This window comes from Stieleria sp. JC731 (genome assembly GCF_020966635.1).
Lineage (GTDB): Bacteria > Planctomycetota > Planctomycetia > Pirellulales > Pirellulaceae > Stieleria.
Genome location: NZ_JAJKFQ010000011.1, coordinates 1041197 through 1058445, shown reverse-complemented (window position 1 = coordinate 1058445; position 17249 = coordinate 1041197). Strand labels below are relative to the sequence as shown.

Genomic DNA, 17249 nt, shown 5'->3' with positions numbered 1-17249 from the left:
GCGCGTTGCGGCTGATGCGATGGTCAATCCAAATCAGCCGCCGAGCGTTAGCTCACGGTTAAAGGGCTTGGTGAAAAGCGGTGGCAGCAGAGGTTGGGAACCGCACGCTGGCGCGTGGCGGCTGATGGGTTGGTCAGTCGAAATCAGCCGCCGAGCATTAGCTCGCGGTTAATGGGTATGGTGAAATGGCGTTGGTGGTGGATGCTGGGAACCGCACGCTGGCGCGTGGCGGCTGATGGAGTCGCGTCTAATCAGTCGCTGGCGCGCCAGCGTGCAGTTCTCCCCCAGACTAGTCAAACACAAGTTCTTCCCATGCGACAAATTTGAAGGTAGGCGGTCGGACTTATGTCCCCACAATGACGTAACACTGACTTGGCACTACTTCTGGATGGTTGGTCATGGACGTCGAAATACTCAGCCGACTGCAATTCGCCGGAACGATAATGTTTCATTATCTGTTTCCGCCATTGTCAATCGGCTTGGGGCTTCAATTATTTTTGTGCGAGCTTGCTTATTTCCGAACACGGAAACCCGAATGGGAAATCGCTGCGAGGTTTTGGACTCGCGTTTTTGCGGTCAACTTCGCGATGGGCGTATCGACCGGCATCGTGATGGAGTTCGAATTCGGAACAAATTGGGCAGCTTATTCTCGATTCGTCGGTGACGTCTTTGGCTCCGCATTGGCGGCGGAAGGCATCTTTGCGTTTTTTCTTGAGAGTGGCTTTCTGGCCATCCTTGTGTTCGGTTGGGATCGGGTGAAACCACCGCTGCACTTGTTTAGCACTCTGATGGTTTTCCTGGGATCGGTATTCAGCGCCGTATGGATAGTCATTGCCAACAGTTGGCAACAAACGCCTGCCGGATATCACATCGTCTGGCATGATGTGCAGGGGACTCCAATGCCAAGAGCCGAAATCACGGACTTCTGGGCAATGGTTTTCAATCCGTCGTCGGTTGACCGCCTATCCCACACCATTATCGGTGCCCTGGTGCTCGGCGCTTTTTTTGTCGCTTCGGTGTGTTCTTACTATGTGCTCAAAGGCAAGCATCTGGACGTCGCACGTCGTTGCCTTTCGATCGCCTTGCCGACCGCTTTGTTGTTCACCATCACCGCGGCAATGACCGGACATGACGCGGCACAGAGGCTGGTTGAGACGCAACCGGCCAAATTGGCCGCCATGGAAGCTCATTTCGAAACAAGCGAAGATCCGACCGGCCTTTACCTATTCGGATGGCCCGATGCTGAATCGAAAACGGTCCATTTTGGCCTCAAGCTTCCACGACTTTTAAGCTTCTTAGTTTACAACGATTTCAAAACTCCCGTGCCCGGGATGGACAAGATTCCGATCGAAGACCAGCCTCCAATCTGGTTACCGTTTCAAACGTTTCACCTGATGGTCGGATTGGGCACGCTGATGATTTTTGTCGCTGCACTGGGATGCTTTCATTGGTACCGCCGAACGCTAGAGAACAGTCGTTGGCTGCTTTGGGTGATCATCTTCATGCCCATCGCCGCGATGACCGCCAATCATGCCGGATGGGTCACTGCCGAAGTGGGGCGTCAGCCCTGGATCGTGTATCCGTCCGTCCAAGACGGCGTCGAAATGATGGGGCTCCGCACCTCGGATGGCCTAAGTGAATCGGTCACTGCCGATCAAGTGCTCGCGTCAATCGTCCTGTTTGGGATGATCTACTCGATGCTTTTCGCGGTTTGGATTTTCGTGCTCAACCATAAAATTCAGCACGGCCCCGAAACCCTCGAACAGTTGGCCAAGATCAAAGCGAGTCATGCAAACCGTGGAATGCAGGAGCTATTCGAAAAACAAGGCCGCGCACTTGGTGGCGATCTGATGGAGGATGACAGTGATCGCAATTGACTACGACACACTGACTTGGATTTGGTTCTTTCTGCTGGGCGTCCTGCTCTGTGGATACACGATCCTGGATGGATTCGATCTGGGTGTGGGCATCCTTCATCTTTTCATTGCAAAGTCGGATGACGAACGACGCCTTGTGATGAATTCCATCGGTCCGTTATGGGATGGCAACGAAGTCTGGCTAGTGACATTTGGGGGTGCACTTTTCGCCGCGTTCCCGGTGGCATACGCGACCGTGTTCAGCAGTTTTTACACGGCATTTAACCTACTTTTGACCTGTCTCATTGGGCGGGCTGTCAGTTTAGAATTTCGCTCGAAAGTCCATTCCAAATCGTGGCGACGCGTTTGGGATGTTGGCTTTTTCGCTTCGTCGCTATGTGCCGCAATGCTGCTAGGGATCGCGGGTGGCAATATTTTGGCAGGCATGGAACTGGGGCCTGGCTACCGCTACCAAGGATCACTACTTGGTCAACTTTACTGGTACCCATTGCTCGTGGGCCTGTTGACTGCATCGCTATTTGCGATGCATGGGGCAATCTACTTGTACCTTAAAACCGAAGATGCACTTCAAGAGCGGGTAAGACAATGGATCACGCCATTGTTTTTCGTTTTCGCCTCGCTGTACTTATTAGTCACGGTCGCTACCTGGGCTCATGTGCCACATTCGACGGAGAACATCAGCAAGTACCCGATTCTATGGGCTGTCCCAGTTTTAAACTTGCTGGCCGTCCTGAATATTCCCAGAGCCATGCATCTTCGATTGCCGCTGTATGCGTTTTTCAGCTCTTCGATGGTGATTCTGGCACTCGCATCGTTGTTTAGCGTCGCTGTATGTCCGAATTTGATGCTTTCCACGATCGATCCATCATTAAGCGTCACGCTCGAAAACGCTCGCAGTAGCCATCGAACGCTCGGAATCATGCTCGCTGTAGCGGCGATCGGATTGCCTTGCGTCCTTTCCTATACAGTAACGATCTACTGGATCTTTCGCGGCAAAGTCAAATTGGATTCACATAGTTACTAATTGATCGCGAGGCAAAGATCGCGTGCTCAAGATCAATTGGAATTTCAATTATCCCGCGGCCAACGTCCTTTCAAGCACTTTTTCGGTGGCGATCTTTGACAGAGCTTTCAGCGTCAGTTGCGGATTGATCTCGCAACCGGCTGGGAACAATGAGGCATCCGCGACCGTCAAGTTATCAACCTGTTGATCGCAATCGGTTTTAACCAAAAACGATTCGGGATCGATCACATCACCAATCGCGGTGCCGCCTTGTCCGTGGGTTGTTAACAAGTTGACAAAGGCAGGCCCCCGTTTGCGAATTTCACACAGCGCCCATTCCATATCATCCATATTGCGGATCGCTGCCGGTCGTCCGTGCCGCAACAACATCGCCTTGGTTGGAAGGTACAGCGTGACAGGATCATCCTCTGTTGCGGCCGCAAAGTAGATCCTTGCGATGCGTTTCATCCCGTTGAGTAGGAGTTCAAACTCTTCGCAGTTGAGCGACAAATGAACCTTGCCACAGGAATCGATATAGTTGCAATCGCGCACTTGCGTCGGCACGACAATTCCAGCCATCGACAAGTGATTGAATTTCCGCATCGCACAGGCAAAATGTTGGAACCAGCCGGTTAGCGCTAACGCGACCGTGCCTGGGAAATGAAACCAATTCTCCAACGCAGGCTCTTCGACGACTTTTCCATTTTCTTCGACGTGTCGGCCTTCAACGATAAAGCACTGCGTCACACCGGGTTCCGGCCGAGCTGAACTCGCGGGCCAAATCGGCTTTTCAAACATGGCATAGACGGCTGTTCCAACATTTGCCGAAAATCGTTTGCCGATGTGCTCGTTTCGCAGACCGGCATTGCGAAGCCCTTGCGAAAGCAGTTTCGTTGTCGGCCCAAATCCTGATGCGACAACGTATTGATCAGCCGTCACAGTCGCTGAAGTTCGACATCCGTTGTCGTCTGTTCGTTTGACATCGATTCCGGTTACAGTCGGCCGCCCCGATTCGCTACGTCGGATCCGCAGATGCGTTGCTTCGGTTCGGTAGGAAACATTCGCGGGTTTAGCGTTGTGCATCGCTTGAACGAGATAGCTATTTGGCTTGTCAGCCTTGTACGGGTGAACCCCGCCAACATGGTGTCCAAAGCTATCAACGGAATTGTCGCTACCACAGCCGCTGCAGTCCTTGCGTATCGATACTGGCAATGGTTGCGGATCTTCACCTACGATACGGCAGCCTTCTGCAAATCGCATACTCCGATCGCTGATGTGCATGTCGGTCACATCGGTATTAACACCCAGTTCCGCATTGATGCCTTGCATGATGGCAGAGAGGACGTCGTAGTCGACACCGACCGGTTGCCGTCCGGCCCACTTCGTTTCGTAAACTTCTCGTTTGATCGGAAGGTGGATAGCGTTGTTAACGTAAGGTCCACCGCCAAACACTTTAGCTTGGCAAATATTGATGGTCTGTCGCGCAGGAATCTTTTTGCGACGATTGGGAAGTGCGAGATCTAATTTACTGTTGACGTTTCCAAGACCACCGCTGATTTGTGCCCCGGCGTCTTTATACAATCGATAGAGAACTTCATCACTGCGTGGTGGAGAAAGCTTGATCGTTCCGTCTGGTTGTTGTTGCCGTTGGATCAGAGCGTCAGGACTGACGTAGTCTCCGTAGTCGATGATCAACACGTTCAACCCTTCAGCGGTTAGCCTCGCAGCACAAGTTGCACCGCCGGCCCCGCTTCCGATGATTACGACGTCGTAGTGTTGGTTGAGGTCTGCCAGTGGCGGTGGCGGAATCGAAACCAGATTCTCAGCATCCTGACACTCTTCACTCCATCCCAACCCAATAAGTGTTCGCGCCGGCTCACGAGAATGAATCACTAACCGACCCACCATGGCCAGACCGGCGGCTGCCATGTGCAAGAGATGGTCTTCGTCCCAGCAAATCAATGGCGGCGAATGGCTCGAGCGCCGCGTTTCACCTTGGTTTAGAACTTGCCGGACCATCGCGGGTGGATGATCAGACAATTTCCTTCCGGTGTGTTTAAAGCTATAGAACTCCAGCCATAGCAGCGCAACATTCATCCCTTGTTGCACTCGCCAAGGCAAATGCGCTGCGTATTTCAATACGTCACATGCGACCGCAGCAGCATTGTCTCCTTGGCGACCGCACCAGAGGGCATCAATCTGAGCGGAAAGGATTGCGACCAAGGTTGGAAAACGCTTTTCCTTGATGTCGGCCAAAGGACATTTCTGCTCGTTTTTACCTAAGAGAGAAAATGGAAACATCCCAGCGGCAAGTGCTGACTGATGAAATGTCCGACGGTCAAACTCCCCCTTCGCGGATTCTGCGATACGCGAGAGTTCTTTCAGTGGAAAACAATCATCCATCCGACCGTCCTTGGTCCAACAGGTGTCTTGACATCGATTCGATCGCAAGTCGTTAGGATCAAACTGACAATCAGTTTGACCGACAACTTAACGTTCATTGCAGAGCGTTCGCTCGCCCTGTATCGAAGGATCATCGTCGCTCAGCAGACATTGTTTGAACGCTTCATGCGGGGGATGTGTTCGAAAGCGTTGTGGAGAGGCCGCGATAACGATCGTGCGGATTAGCCCATCGTTTCCAGGAGACCGCGGATCGTCTTTTGTGGAATGGTCGCCGGACTTTCGACGACTCGGATACCCACCCCGCTTGGCTGTCCGATCATTCCGGTTGGACGTCATGGTTCGGTTGGACGGGTCAGCTAAAAAGATCCGAGTTCGTTCGGGAAAATGGAACGGACAAAACCTAGCTGCCTGCCGAAGAGACATTCAAGTGTTTGCCCTTAACAAACGCGACATCCGTCATTCGGTGGAAACAAATGCCACCGATTCCTTGAAGCATTAGTCCGGCCAGCGGTTTCGATCCATGAAGCGAGACATGTACCTTGTTCGCAAGTTGTTGGAGTTTGTTGAAGAGAAGGGAACGCGTTTATTTAAAGGATCCATTCCCATCGAAGGATACGAGCGTGAAGGCGTTGTCACGCACGTGTTCTTGCTTGCCGACGCAGGGTTTATCGAACTCGGTGAAGAAACCCTAACGAACCGTGGTCCCCTGGTTCTTACTTGGAAAGGTTGTAACTACTTAGACGAACTCCGGGCCAAAGGACTCTACCTAACGCCGACGCTTAAGTAGTCGCTCCTATCATGCCCCGAGACACGCTTCAATCTCGACGACCTTTCCGAGACTGAAACGTTCTGAACTCTCACCCGCTACAGTCCCCAAGCTTCACGCCCTGATCTGATTCACGGCCAGTCCTTTTGTCAGATCAGCGTCAGCCAGAAGGCGGGGCCGTCATCGATGCAAAGCGTCTCGTTTGCACGGATACTGTTGTGGATAGGCTCTAGTTTTTAGCAGTGTGGTCACCACGCCAGACGTCGGCATCGCAACACAAACGCGATGCAAACCAACGGTTTTCTAGCGAAACGATTGAAATGACGACCAGAGACCGAGTCGGCTGAACGGTGATGTCGAGCGGCTACCGTTGTTGGCACGGCGGTGGCATGAACGATCGATTTCCAAATTTTCGAGTTTTCCTGCTTTCTCTCGCCAAGACTTGGACGGTCGCAGCGAACCCGAGTGCATTCATTGCCGTAAAATGGACGCGATCGTGTTCTCAGGCCGAACGATTGAAAGGTCATCTGTTCTTTTCCGTCGTCGCAAATCGAAGCACGGTGTCACATCATGATCATGCCCGCACCGTAAGACTCGCCCCGGAAATCGCAACGCTGGAAAACATCATCGAAATCGACCACGTCACCAAGCGATACGGTGACATCGAAGCACTGCAAGATATCTCGTTGCAGTTTCCTCCGGGAGTCACGGGGCTACTCGGGCCAAACGGGTCAGGGAAAAGCACCCTAATCAAGGCGTTGCTGGGTTTGCTAAGCACCCAAGCAGGCAATGGACGTATCCTCGATTATAAGTGGCCACGCGACGCGCAACAGATTCGTGATTCGATCGGTTATCTTCCCGAAGATGACTGCTATATCGCTGGTCTCGACGGCATCGAATCGGTCCGTCTGATGTCTGAATTGTCAGGTCTACGGGGCAAAGAAGCGTTGCGTCGAAGCCATGAAATGATGGACTTTTGCGGCTTTGGTGAAGAGCGTTATCGTGAAGTCGAATCGTATTCGACGGGTATGCGGCAAAAGCTTAAGTTCGCACAAGCTCTCGTTCACGACCCACCTTTGCTGATTCTTGATGAGCCGACGACCGGACTAGATCCCGATCAACGCCTCGCCATGCTCAAACGAATTCGAAATCTCGCTACTTCGCATGGCAAGTCGATCATCTTGTCAACGCACATCCTGTCTGACGTTCGCACGGTCTGCGATCATGTGATCATTCTGGTCAACGGACAGGTCCGAATGGCTGATTCGATGGCCAACCTTAGTCGTCCCATCGAGCCGACCATGCACCTATCGATTTTGGGTGACCACCAACCTTTTCAGAATCGTGCGTCTGAGGCGGGGTTTCAATCCGCGTGGAATCAAGACAAACGGACCTTGGATGTCTTCGGAATTGAATCAACCGAAACAATGACCATCTGGAACTGGGCGGCGGAAACGGGAACCGCGATCCGGGCGATCGAGCCAGCAGTGAATTCGCTGGAACAAATCTTTATCGACGTGGCCGCAGCGAAAAAGCATGGGTCGAATGACAATGCGATCCCGGCTGGCAGCGCTCGTTTATCGGAGGATGAACGTGGCAATCAATAATCTCGGATATCGCCCGTGGAATCGACAACGGACCCAACAACTGCTGCGTCCATTCGTTGTCGCCCGAGGCGGCATATCACTGGTCCTAAAACGCAAATGGTTACGACTGCTGTTGTTGGTCGCTTGGATTCCAGTCCTGGTGCCGGCCTTTGGTATCTTCGCGTTTGAATACGCGTCGACCGAACCCGGTTTGCAGCGAAGCATCGTACGATTCGTCAGCTTGCCTTTAGGGCATCCCGAATTGGGCGACTTGATTCAATCAAACCCCGAACAGGCCCGGCATGATGTTTGGGCGCTTTTGATTTTGACCTACTTTCGGATCCCGCAACTCTTTGCGATGGTTGCGTTGACGGGAATGATCGCACCGCTTCTGGTGTCCTATGACATCCGCACGAAAGCTTACTTGATGTACTTTTCGCGGCCACTGACACCGCTGCAATATGTGCTCGGCAAATCGGCGGTCATCTGGTACTTCCTAGCGGTGATCATCACTGTGCCTGCGTTGCTGTTGTACTTGCTAGGAATATTACTGTCGCCAGATTTCTCGGTCATTGGTGAGACATACGATATACCTTTGCGGGTTCTTGCGGCATCCGTTGTTTTGGTGATCCCAACAACGATGCTAGCAGTCCTTTATTCGTCGCTGACCGCGGAAAGCCGATACGCGACATTCGCGTGGTTCGCGACATGGGTGATGGGTTTTGTCGCTTACCAGTTTTTAACGTTCTCGAGTATGCGGGCCGCTCACCGTCCTCGACGCAGACAACGCGGCCCGATGGACTGGGAAGCGATGGGAGTCGATCTGGATCGTTGGCGACCACTATCCCCGTTTCACATGCTTGGCAAAGTCGAGTCTTGGATCTTTGGGATCGATTCGACACCGGGAAGCATCATGCCATCCGTCGTCGTGCTGTCGCTCATTACTGGGGTCGGACTATTTGTTATTCACCGACGTATCAAGGGGCGACTGAGTGTCTGATTCAATGATCAGTCTAAGCCATGTCACAAAGCTATATGGCAACGTGATTGGTGTAAACGATTTGGTTGCTGACCTTCCCGCGGGTGCGTATGGGTTGATCGGTCCAAATGGGTCGGGAAAAACCACGCTGATCAACATTTTGATCGGACACTTTCGCCCGACGCTCGGATCAGTCAAAGTCTTCGGAGAGACACCAACAAGCAACCGTAACATTCTGCGTGACATCGGCCTGTGCCCCGCTTCGGACGTTTTGTATCCGAACGTCTCCGCCTTTGAATGGGTGAAGTTTCAAGTGCGATTGCACGGCTATAGTCATTCCCAGTCACGGCAGATGGCTGAACAGGCACTCGAGATGGTTGGCATGACCGCCGCGATGCATCGTCACATGGGAACCTACTCACTCGGAATGCGACAGCGAGCCAAACTGGCGCAAGCGATCGCGCACAATCCGAAGCTACTGATTCTGGACGAACCTTACAACGGGTTGGACCCCATCGGTCGGGCAGCGATGACGAGGATTCTGAAAGAGTGGACGGCACAGGGTCACGGCTTGCTATTCGCAAGCCACGTTCTCCATGAAATCGAAGCCGTCACGTCTTCCTTTTTGTTAATCCACGGCGGACGTTTATTGGCTGCTGGCAGCGCGTCGGATATCGAATCGATCCTTGAAGGCACCAGCCAGCAGGTCCGACTCCGAGGTCCCAACGTGGCCTTGCTGTTGCATCGTCTTGCAGATGCCCCTTGGATCGATTCATTATCGCTTTCACAGGAACGCCACGAATTGAAGCTTTCCGTTCGAGATCCCGCGCAGCTATATGAACAGCTTCCACGCTGGATTACCGAAGATCAGATTCAGATCGAACAGGTCCGATCATCCGAAGGTGAATTAGACGCGTTATTTGATTCGTTGCTGCGACATCATCGGGGAGAAGCCTAATGAACTCTTTGTTAGCTCCACTCGACGTGATGACTTTCGAACTTCGTCGATCAATCACCTGGGGACGAATCAGCATCTGGGTTGTCTTGGTCGCTTTTCCCACGGCAATCATCACTGCCATGTTGATGATCGCCAAAATGGAAATGGGCGACCGGTACAACGCACAGGAAATGATCGAACCATTTGGGATGGCGATGTATTTCCTGATCCCAGAAGTATCCTGTTTGCTTGGTCTGTTGTTATGGGCAGCCCCCGCGATTAGCACCGAAATCGAAGGTCAGACGTGGATCTACCTCACCGTTCGGACCAACGGTCGATGGGCGGTGCTTGTCGGCAAGTACCTGACCGCAGTCGTCTGGACTCTCGCATCAACCTTGACCGCCTTGACGATCAGTTGTTTGATCGTTGGTCCTGAAATCGCGAATGAGCTCTGGTGGACGATCGCCAAGCTATCTGTCTTATCGTGTTTTTCCCACGCTGCACTATATATCCTGATCGGCAGCGTTTGTTATCGGCGAACGATGGTGGCAGCCGTCATTTACACCATGGTTGTCGAAGTCGTCGCCTCCTTCATTCCGGCGGTGGTGAACGAATTTACGATTAACTACCGCCTCCGTGGCTTACTGACCAATTGGATGGACTGGAAAGATGCCCAAAATAATGCAGGGAACATATTCGGCAGCGAACCGAGTTCGACGCACATCATGATTCTTGGCGTGATGGTCGCCATCTTCCTAGTGGCAGCGGTTTATCGTGTGGAGAAAACCGAATTCCCGACGGGCCAAGCCAGTTCGTAACCGACGACTAGCAACCGAAGGTAGCTTTATACACTTGGCACCTTCCGGAGAAGTCATTGATTGCGATCGGACAAATCACGTCTGTCTGAACCGGAACCAGCCAAATTTGAACTGGCCGAATCTGATTCGGCCGCCCGTTTCTGTTGCCGTTGCCCCAACCTATAGGCCGCGAAAAGCCAGACGCCCAGAATTGGCAGTGAATAAAGGTTGACCGTGGCGAAGGTCATTCCGGCAAAATTCTTTAGCGAACCAAGAATCTGGCCGGCGGTCGCATCACCACCGCGAAGTACCACGGTATCGATAAAGTTCTTGGATTTGTATTTCTGTTCCCGACTGACAACGGTGAATAGAACCTCACGCGAAGGCACCGTGATTCCATAGGCTGTCGCCCTGGAAATAACCATCGCTGTCGCCACGACCGCCAGACTCGCGTTCCAAGACAACGCCGTGAATGAAATCATGTAAATCGCTGGCAGCACCATCAGTGCGATGGAAACGCCAAAGCGTTTCAGTACAAATCCGGACAAAATGACTTGTGCGAATAGCGTCAGCAACTGAGTTGAAAAGTCGATGTAAGCGAAGATCTGAATCTTTTCTTGGTCATCAACCACCGATTTTGCAACGATATCGGCTTGCTGAAAATACAACTGGGTTCCGGCAGCTTGCCCAAAGAACAAGAACAGGCAAATTGACAACAGGTAGACCGAACTAAATACCTGTGTGATGCCCTGCCAAAGTCCTCCGACGGGCAGGTTGTCTTCTGCCGATTCTTCATCGACATTCTTGGCAGTTCGGGCGACGTGAGCCGGGTCCTCAGAATCAGTCGCGATCAGTTGCTGGCTCTTTCTCACTGCCCGTTCCAATCGCCATGCGAACCAAAGTCCACATTGCAGTGTGACCGCGGGAATAAGCAATAGATTCGGCGTCGATAACTTCGTCGCGATTTGACTGGTCAAAAACGATCCCGCGATGGCTCCGACGGTTCCCCCCGCGGCGATCCTTCCGAAAAGACGCTTTGCCTGATCACTGCTAAACAGATCCGCCAGCACCGACCAGAACATGCTGGTCCCGACCAACGCGAAAACATTCACCCACACGAAAAACGCTCGGGCCGACCAAACCTGTAGGGGTTCAAATCCGGAACGTTGGGCAAAGCTGAATCCGATCAGGCTGACGGTGAAAAAGTGAACCACGATCCGCACCAACCATCGTCGCGACAGCCGATTCACCAACGCAGAATAGGCCGGAACCGCGACCAGCATGACCGCAAAGGTCACCAACATCAGCCCCTGCAGCTGCTTGGTACCGCCAATCGCCCCCATGGTTTCGCGAACCGGGCGAACGATGCTGTAGCTCAGCAAAGTGAAAAAGAACCAGCAAGTTGCCCACCAAACGACACCCTGCTCGTTGAAGGCCTGCGTGCTGACTGATCGCTGACGCCCGTCCTGGACGGTATCGCTGCCCGTCGCTTCAGCGGAATCGTTGGGAGCTCGGTAGGGATTCGATTGAGTCACAGAAGAGAATTCCAAGGACCATTTGGAAAATCGACAGCCAATTACCCGCAACGGTTCATCACTGGGAACGATAACGGCACCGTGATAGGGACTATCAGTGGACGGCTATCGTAGAACAGTCGCTAAAAGGACTCAATTGCAAGACCAGCTCCCAATGTCGAACCGAGCCGTACCGATCAGAACAATATGACCCGATCGTGGAAAACCGAATCGGCGTGTAAATCACCACCACAATGCCCTCCGCCAGAGGCAAGATTTCGCGACGCACCTGCAATCGATCCGTCAACTACATTTCGATAGACTGTAGTGATTGAAGGGAAACGACACCTATTGATTCGATAGAAACAGTATTTGCTATGGCAAAGGCCAGTCAACGCGCCGGTTGGCGACGATCCAAAACCGGACCGATTCGTCAAGAGACGGAATTCGGTAGCCGAGGTCGCGAACGCAGAAAGCTGCTTTTCCGCGTCAGCATGTTGACGACTTTCGCGGTCGCGTTGGCGATCGTTTTGATGTTTGTCCTGCTTCGCAAACCCAGCTTGAAAGTCCCCCTCGTTGCCTCATTCGTTTCCGCTTCGGAGTACATGGCTAGCGATAGCCCGCTATTTACCGCTCCCAACCCTTTCGCCGAAGAAGACGTCGAATTACTACAGGCGTGGTTTCAAGGCGGTCCGAATTCGCCCGACGAAAACGTCAAACTGGTCGGAAATCCCAGTAACTATTCCGGCGTTATGGGTGGCGGAAAACTGATCGATCAAATCACCGCGTCGCTTGCCAACGCGACACCCGGTGGGCCAAACGGCGATATGTTGATGGTCTACCTCAGTGCCCATGGATTCGCCGATGGTGGAAAACCATTTCTTGCGACCGGTGAAAGTCGAGCCGACCAACGGGACACCTGGGTCTCCTTTGATGAACTGTATGGTCAAATCCGACAAACGCTATCCGATCATGAAAAGTCATCTCGTGATCTGAAACTGGTGCTTTTCGTCGATGCCGCCAGGGTCGCTCCTCAATGGGACTGGGGTCAATTCACCGAATCATTCGCCGACGCGTGTCAATCGGTTTCCAATCGCAGCCCTGAACAGATCGCTGTGATCTTGTCGGCAGATAAGGGTCAACGCAGTTGGTGTGATCCCAGACAGGGCCAAGGCATATTCACAACCACGGTGGTCGAAGCGTTAACAGGCTTTGCAGATCGAGACAACGATGGTGTCGTGACCGTTGGTGAAGTTGCCGATCATGTTTCCTCGCAAACACAAGCTTACGCGGGCAGCATTTGGGACGCGTTACAAACCCCAACTCTACTTAACCAACAAGCCAAAGCATGGCCTCTGTTGAATCAGCCTGCCAAACGCTCGATTCCGTCAAAACCGCGCGTCGATGTCGCTCAACTTCGCGCAGCCTTCGACAGCGTGGACCAGCTTTGGATGCGACACAATGCATTAGGCCGTCGTACCCATCCGCCGCTGGCGTTTGATCCGCTCGGATGGTCTGCACTGGAAAAACATCTCTCGCGGCTCGACCAATTGGTGCTCGCGGGCCCCAAGTATCGCGACGAATTCAATGCACTGTTTTCACAATGTGCGACAACACTAACCGAATTTGAAAACGGCTCGCCGACGCTGCCCAAAGAATCATCATTAAGCGAACTGGGGCTGCGTGACTACTTCCTTCCGCGTGAGTCAAACACGGCTGAATTTGAAGAGACTGTCGCAGCTTGGAAAAAGAAAGCCGAGATCGCTGCCGTCCAAGTCCCACTCACATCGACCAATGCGACGCGATTTCTTTCCGATTGGATCACCGAATCGAAGTTCGATTCCAAAGCTAACGAGCTTGCCGCAGAACTACTGGAATCACGTCAACTGGCGACAGGATCGATGCCGGCCCAGTATGTCGAATCTCACTTCATGCGATTGCTCGACGCAAGCGATTTGACTCATCTCAGCTCCGCCGACCGAAGTCTGATATTCGCATCGCATCTCGATAGCCGTAAAGCTCTCTATAAAGGAGACCTTCGTGTCAACTTTTGGATCCGCGAAGAATTTGACCGACTAAACGCAGATCGTCTTCGAAGCGTCGATCAAGTCTTCTCGCAAAGCAACGATGAACGCGCGGCCGGCTCCGCACGTTTGCAAAGCTCGATCCGTGAAAGCTTCGCGACGTTGACTGATCAAGCCGACCAAATCTCTGCAGCCATTGCCCAACGTGATCAGTCATTGCACCGTCTGCCCCGAATCGGCGAAACCCTTCTCGCGGATATCGACGCATTCTCGCAAGAAGAGTTACTGCCGGATGATCAGAGCCGCCTGAAGCTGAAAGTCGCAACGGAGGCCCTGAAAGAACTTTTGAATTCGCTTCAGCTGGCCAAACGCTCCGAAGCCCGATCGCTACAACAGTCCGTGCAGCAAATCGGTTCGGCAAACGCGAAGGCTCAGAACGCGATGAACGCGGTTGTCGACCGATTGAAGTATCGCATTGCTCGCGCCGTCGACCTCAAAGCCGGCGACGCTCGCGGATTGCGGCAATTGTACGCGTTGCTATGTGGAAGCGGCGTCAACGACGCGGTGGATCGTCAACGGATCCACAACCGGTTGTGCAATTTGCTCGATTCCCAGCAATCATCGATCGGCCAAGTTCGCGTGGATCTAAAGCTAACTCGTGAAGCATCCAGCCAAACCCAAGTCCTCGATTGGATGTCGATCGGCGGCATTCATTTCTGGGATTACTGGATGCAAGCGGTCGGAGCCGACGCCGCAATCTCCGACGCGAGCGAACAGGCGACCGAAGTGACCGAGCGCGAATCACTTGATTTAATGCGGCGATTTAGTGATCGAGGTAGCGAATTCCGAAACCGCACCGCATTGCTGGCCGCGGGGCAGTTGACCTCCAATCTGCATGTTGATGCAGTCAAGCAGGATCCGGCAACAAGACTTGCCGACGGGGCCGACATCGAACTCGCCCGACGTTTGCTGGTCCATTGGGACACAATGTTACGCGGTCAAACGATCCTTCTGAGCCATGCACCACGGGAAATTGCGGATCTTGGCAGAGCCAGATTTGAACTCGATCAACAGCTATTCTTGATCGATCACGCAAGGCGAACCTTGGAAGAGTTTTGGTGTGCTGCCAAAATTGGCGATTCGCCATTCTGTGTTTCGGCTGCCGAACAGCTGCTCGCCAGTCGGAACAGCGGCCTGTTTATCGGGGTGCTGCCACCGAAAATTGCGAATCAAGACCTTCAAGAAAAGTTATCACTTTGTCGGGACGTGATCTCGGCTGGCGATACGTTGCGACCGGAACCCAGTGACGACCTCCGTGACGGCACACTGCTGAAATTCGTTGCCGATCAAGACGTTCGCTTCAATCTATCGGTCCCCGATCCGCTGCCGCTTGGCAATGTCGCGATCGGTTCTCCCGAAAGCGAAGAAAGCAAGACGGCGCTGATAAGTGACGCGAATAATCAATCGCTTGCCGTAACAATGCATTTTCCCAAACGGCTTCCCGATCAAACGAATCATTTTAGCGCCGATGTCTTTTTCCGAGGCCTGCGGCGCGGTGGCAGCATCGAAGTGAAGGATCTAGTCGGCGGCCGACAACTCGTTTTTAAACTACCCAACTATGGGCCACCGGTCGCCAGGGTGACCCGCAAGCAACAGCAACCCGAACGACTGATGTTGGTCATCGATTGTTCTGGATCAATGGCAACCACGACCAGTAACAACGGCTCGTCTCGACTGGATATCGCACGCAACGCGGTGATCCAATTCTTAAACGGACTCGATCCCAACGTCGAAGTCGGACTGATCGTTTTCGGAAGCCAATACGGATTTGTCGAAAAGGAAGGTCGCATCCTTCCGGAAATCGACAACGGGCAACAGAAACTACCGGTAGAAGAACTGACTAACGGCAAACGACGCCCTGTCGGACTGATCGCTGCCAATGAAACGGTCCGTTACAACCCAAACTTTGACGTACGACTGATTCGAAAGACCAGCCCGCTGGAGAAGCAACACCTTGATGCTTTGAAATCGGAGATCCGTCAGTTGGGAGCAATCGGCGTCACGCCCACCTATTTAGCCATCGAAAAAGCCTACGAAGCACTCGGCCGTGACTCCGGACACATCATTGTTTTGACCGACGGCAAACCCAAAGTCATCTCGACGCCCGATATCACTCTGGACAACCATCAAGACGCCGCGAGGGCGGTCGCTCGCTCTCGTGGAGACATCAAGCTCACGATTGTTAAGTATCTCGACAGTGACACCGAACTGGGACAGAACTTTCGAGACGCGAAAGTGCTCGATGCTGCTGATGGGCAGTCGCTCTTGCGATACCTGCAAGACGTCAGCGTCAAACCGGTCGTTCAATGGCAAAACCGAATCGGTGCGGTTAGCCGGGAAGGTTCTTTCGGAAACCTGATTCCACTAGCCACATGGCCTCCCGAACGCTCCGAAACGAAACAAGGGCAACCGGTTTCGCCGGCAGCTAGCTTTTCGATCCGTGCCCGTATGCCCCAGTCAGCCAACCCCGTCGACACCTCGACACAAGTTCGTGTACAGGGCGGCGAACGTTTCGAATTGGAGCTTGAAAACGCTAGCTTGACGCACAAACCGTTCGAGTACCAAGGGACTTTGATTCGAGACCAACTGCGGACCGAGAAGAGCGATGCAAGTCGTTTTGTGGTTCATGCCGGACCACTTGGCAAACGATTTAATCGCCAGTTGGTGCTGCAACTGGCAATCGAAAGCGCCCAATCACAACAGCCCAACGGAAAGTTCACACCACGTCCATCGGACATCTGGGTTGAACTCGAAGGCATCGATAGCCGTCGCAACCAAAGAGGCCGAAAACAAAGCTATCTGTTTGGGATTCCCGAATTTAAGCCGGATCAACCGATCCCCATTTTGATGTGTCGTATCGACAACTTCCCACAGCAGTTTGATAAGGTCGACGTCAAAGCGTGGTTCCGTTTTGGTGACCAACCGCAAGAAGGCACCGCATTATCACTGTCTAACTCCAACGCCGTCAAAATTGACTCGGTTCCCGGTGTCAGCTTTCGTACTGAGAAGAAGATCGATGACTCGGGCCGTTTGGTCGTCACGGTGACCGAGAGCTACGAAGAAACTCGCGAACTAGCTTCGATACGGCTATTGCCAAAGCCGCTTCCGCAAGAAGCCTCGACAGCGATCTATGATCAGATGCGAGTGGTCGTGCGAGAGTTTTACTACGACGATCCCGCATCAGACGTGCAAATCAGCGTGATCGATCGCACCGAACTCCAAGACGAGAGCACGCTTTACGCCGAAGGCGATGTCGAAATTGACATCGATAGCCGCTGATTGTTGGAAGGTCTGAATTCACTC

The 17249-nt window shown here is 53.0% G+C and carries 10 protein-coding genes; 8 read left to right on the top strand and 2 right to left on the bottom strand.

Annotated elements, in window-relative coordinates:
- Positions 1-398 precede the first annotated feature (398 nt).
- Both LOC67_RS20810 and cydB read left to right on the top strand, forming a co-directional pair.
- A complete protein-coding gene (locus LOC67_RS20810) occupies positions 399-1877 on the top strand; it encodes a cytochrome ubiquinol oxidase subunit I (RefSeq protein WP_230264733.1) in 1479 nt (492 codons plus the stop codon).
- Positions 1873-2901, top strand: a complete 1029-nt coding sequence (gene cydB, locus LOC67_RS20805; RefSeq protein ID WP_315861080.1) for a cytochrome d ubiquinol oxidase subunit II — start codon at positions 1873-1875, stop codon at positions 2899-2901. Before LOC67_RS20810 ends, cydB begins: the two co-directional genes overlap by 5 nt.
- A gap of 48 nt (positions 2902-2949) precedes the next feature.
- Here the strand turns inward: cydB and LOC67_RS20800 are convergent, their stop codons facing one another.
- Positions 2950-5283: a GMC family oxidoreductase N-terminal domain-containing protein gene (locus tag LOC67_RS20800; protein ID WP_230264731.1), complete on the bottom strand. Its 2334-nt coding sequence runs from the start codon at positions 5281-5283 to the stop codon at positions 2950-2952.
- 520 nt (positions 5284-5803) lie between these two features.
- Here LOC67_RS20800 and LOC67_RS20795 point away from each other — a divergent pair.
- The 5 genes from LOC67_RS20795 (at position 5804) to LOC67_RS20775 (ending at position 10369) form a co-directional block, all read left to right on the top strand.
- Positions 5804-6070, top strand: a complete 267-nt coding sequence (locus LOC67_RS20795; protein WP_230264730.1) for a DUF2513 domain-containing protein — start codon at positions 5804-5806, stop codon at positions 6068-6070.
- 368 nt (positions 6071-6438) lie between these two features.
- Positions 6439-7656, top strand: coding sequence for an ABC transporter ATP-binding protein (locus tag LOC67_RS20790; RefSeq protein ID WP_230264729.1), 1218 nt, complete (start codon positions 6439-6441; stop codon positions 7654-7656).
- Positions 7643-8635: a hypothetical protein gene (locus LOC67_RS20785; protein ID WP_230264728.1), complete on the top strand. Its 993-nt coding sequence runs from the start codon at positions 7643-7645 to the stop codon at positions 8633-8635. The genes LOC67_RS20790 and LOC67_RS20785 overlap by 14 nt, the downstream gene beginning before the upstream one ends.
- Positions 8628-9572, top strand: coding sequence for an ABC transporter ATP-binding protein (locus LOC67_RS20780; RefSeq protein ID WP_230264727.1), 945 nt, complete (start codon positions 8628-8630; stop codon positions 9570-9572). The genes LOC67_RS20785 and LOC67_RS20780 overlap by 8 nt, the downstream gene beginning before the upstream one ends.
- On the top strand, positions 9572-10369 hold the full coding sequence (locus tag LOC67_RS20775; protein WP_230264726.1) for a hypothetical protein: 798 nt from the start codon (positions 9572-9574) through the stop codon (positions 10367-10369). The genes LOC67_RS20780 and LOC67_RS20775 overlap by 1 nt, the downstream gene beginning before the upstream one ends.
- Positions 10370-10422: 53 nt before the next feature.
- On the opposite strand, the gene LOC67_RS20770 is transcribed toward LOC67_RS20775, so the two are convergent.
- Complete coding sequence (locus LOC67_RS20770; RefSeq protein ID WP_230264725.1) at positions 10423-11883, bottom strand: NTP/NDP exchange transporter; 1461 nt, start codon at positions 11881-11883, stop codon at positions 10423-10425.
- A gap of 356 nt (positions 11884-12239) precedes the next feature.
- Here LOC67_RS20770 and LOC67_RS20765 point away from each other — a divergent pair, with 356 nt between their 5' ends.
- A complete protein-coding gene (locus tag LOC67_RS20765; RefSeq protein ID WP_230264724.1) occupies positions 12240-17225 on the top strand; it encodes a vWA domain-containing protein in 4986 nt (1661 codons plus the stop codon).
- Positions 17226-17249: the final 24 nt, after the last annotated feature.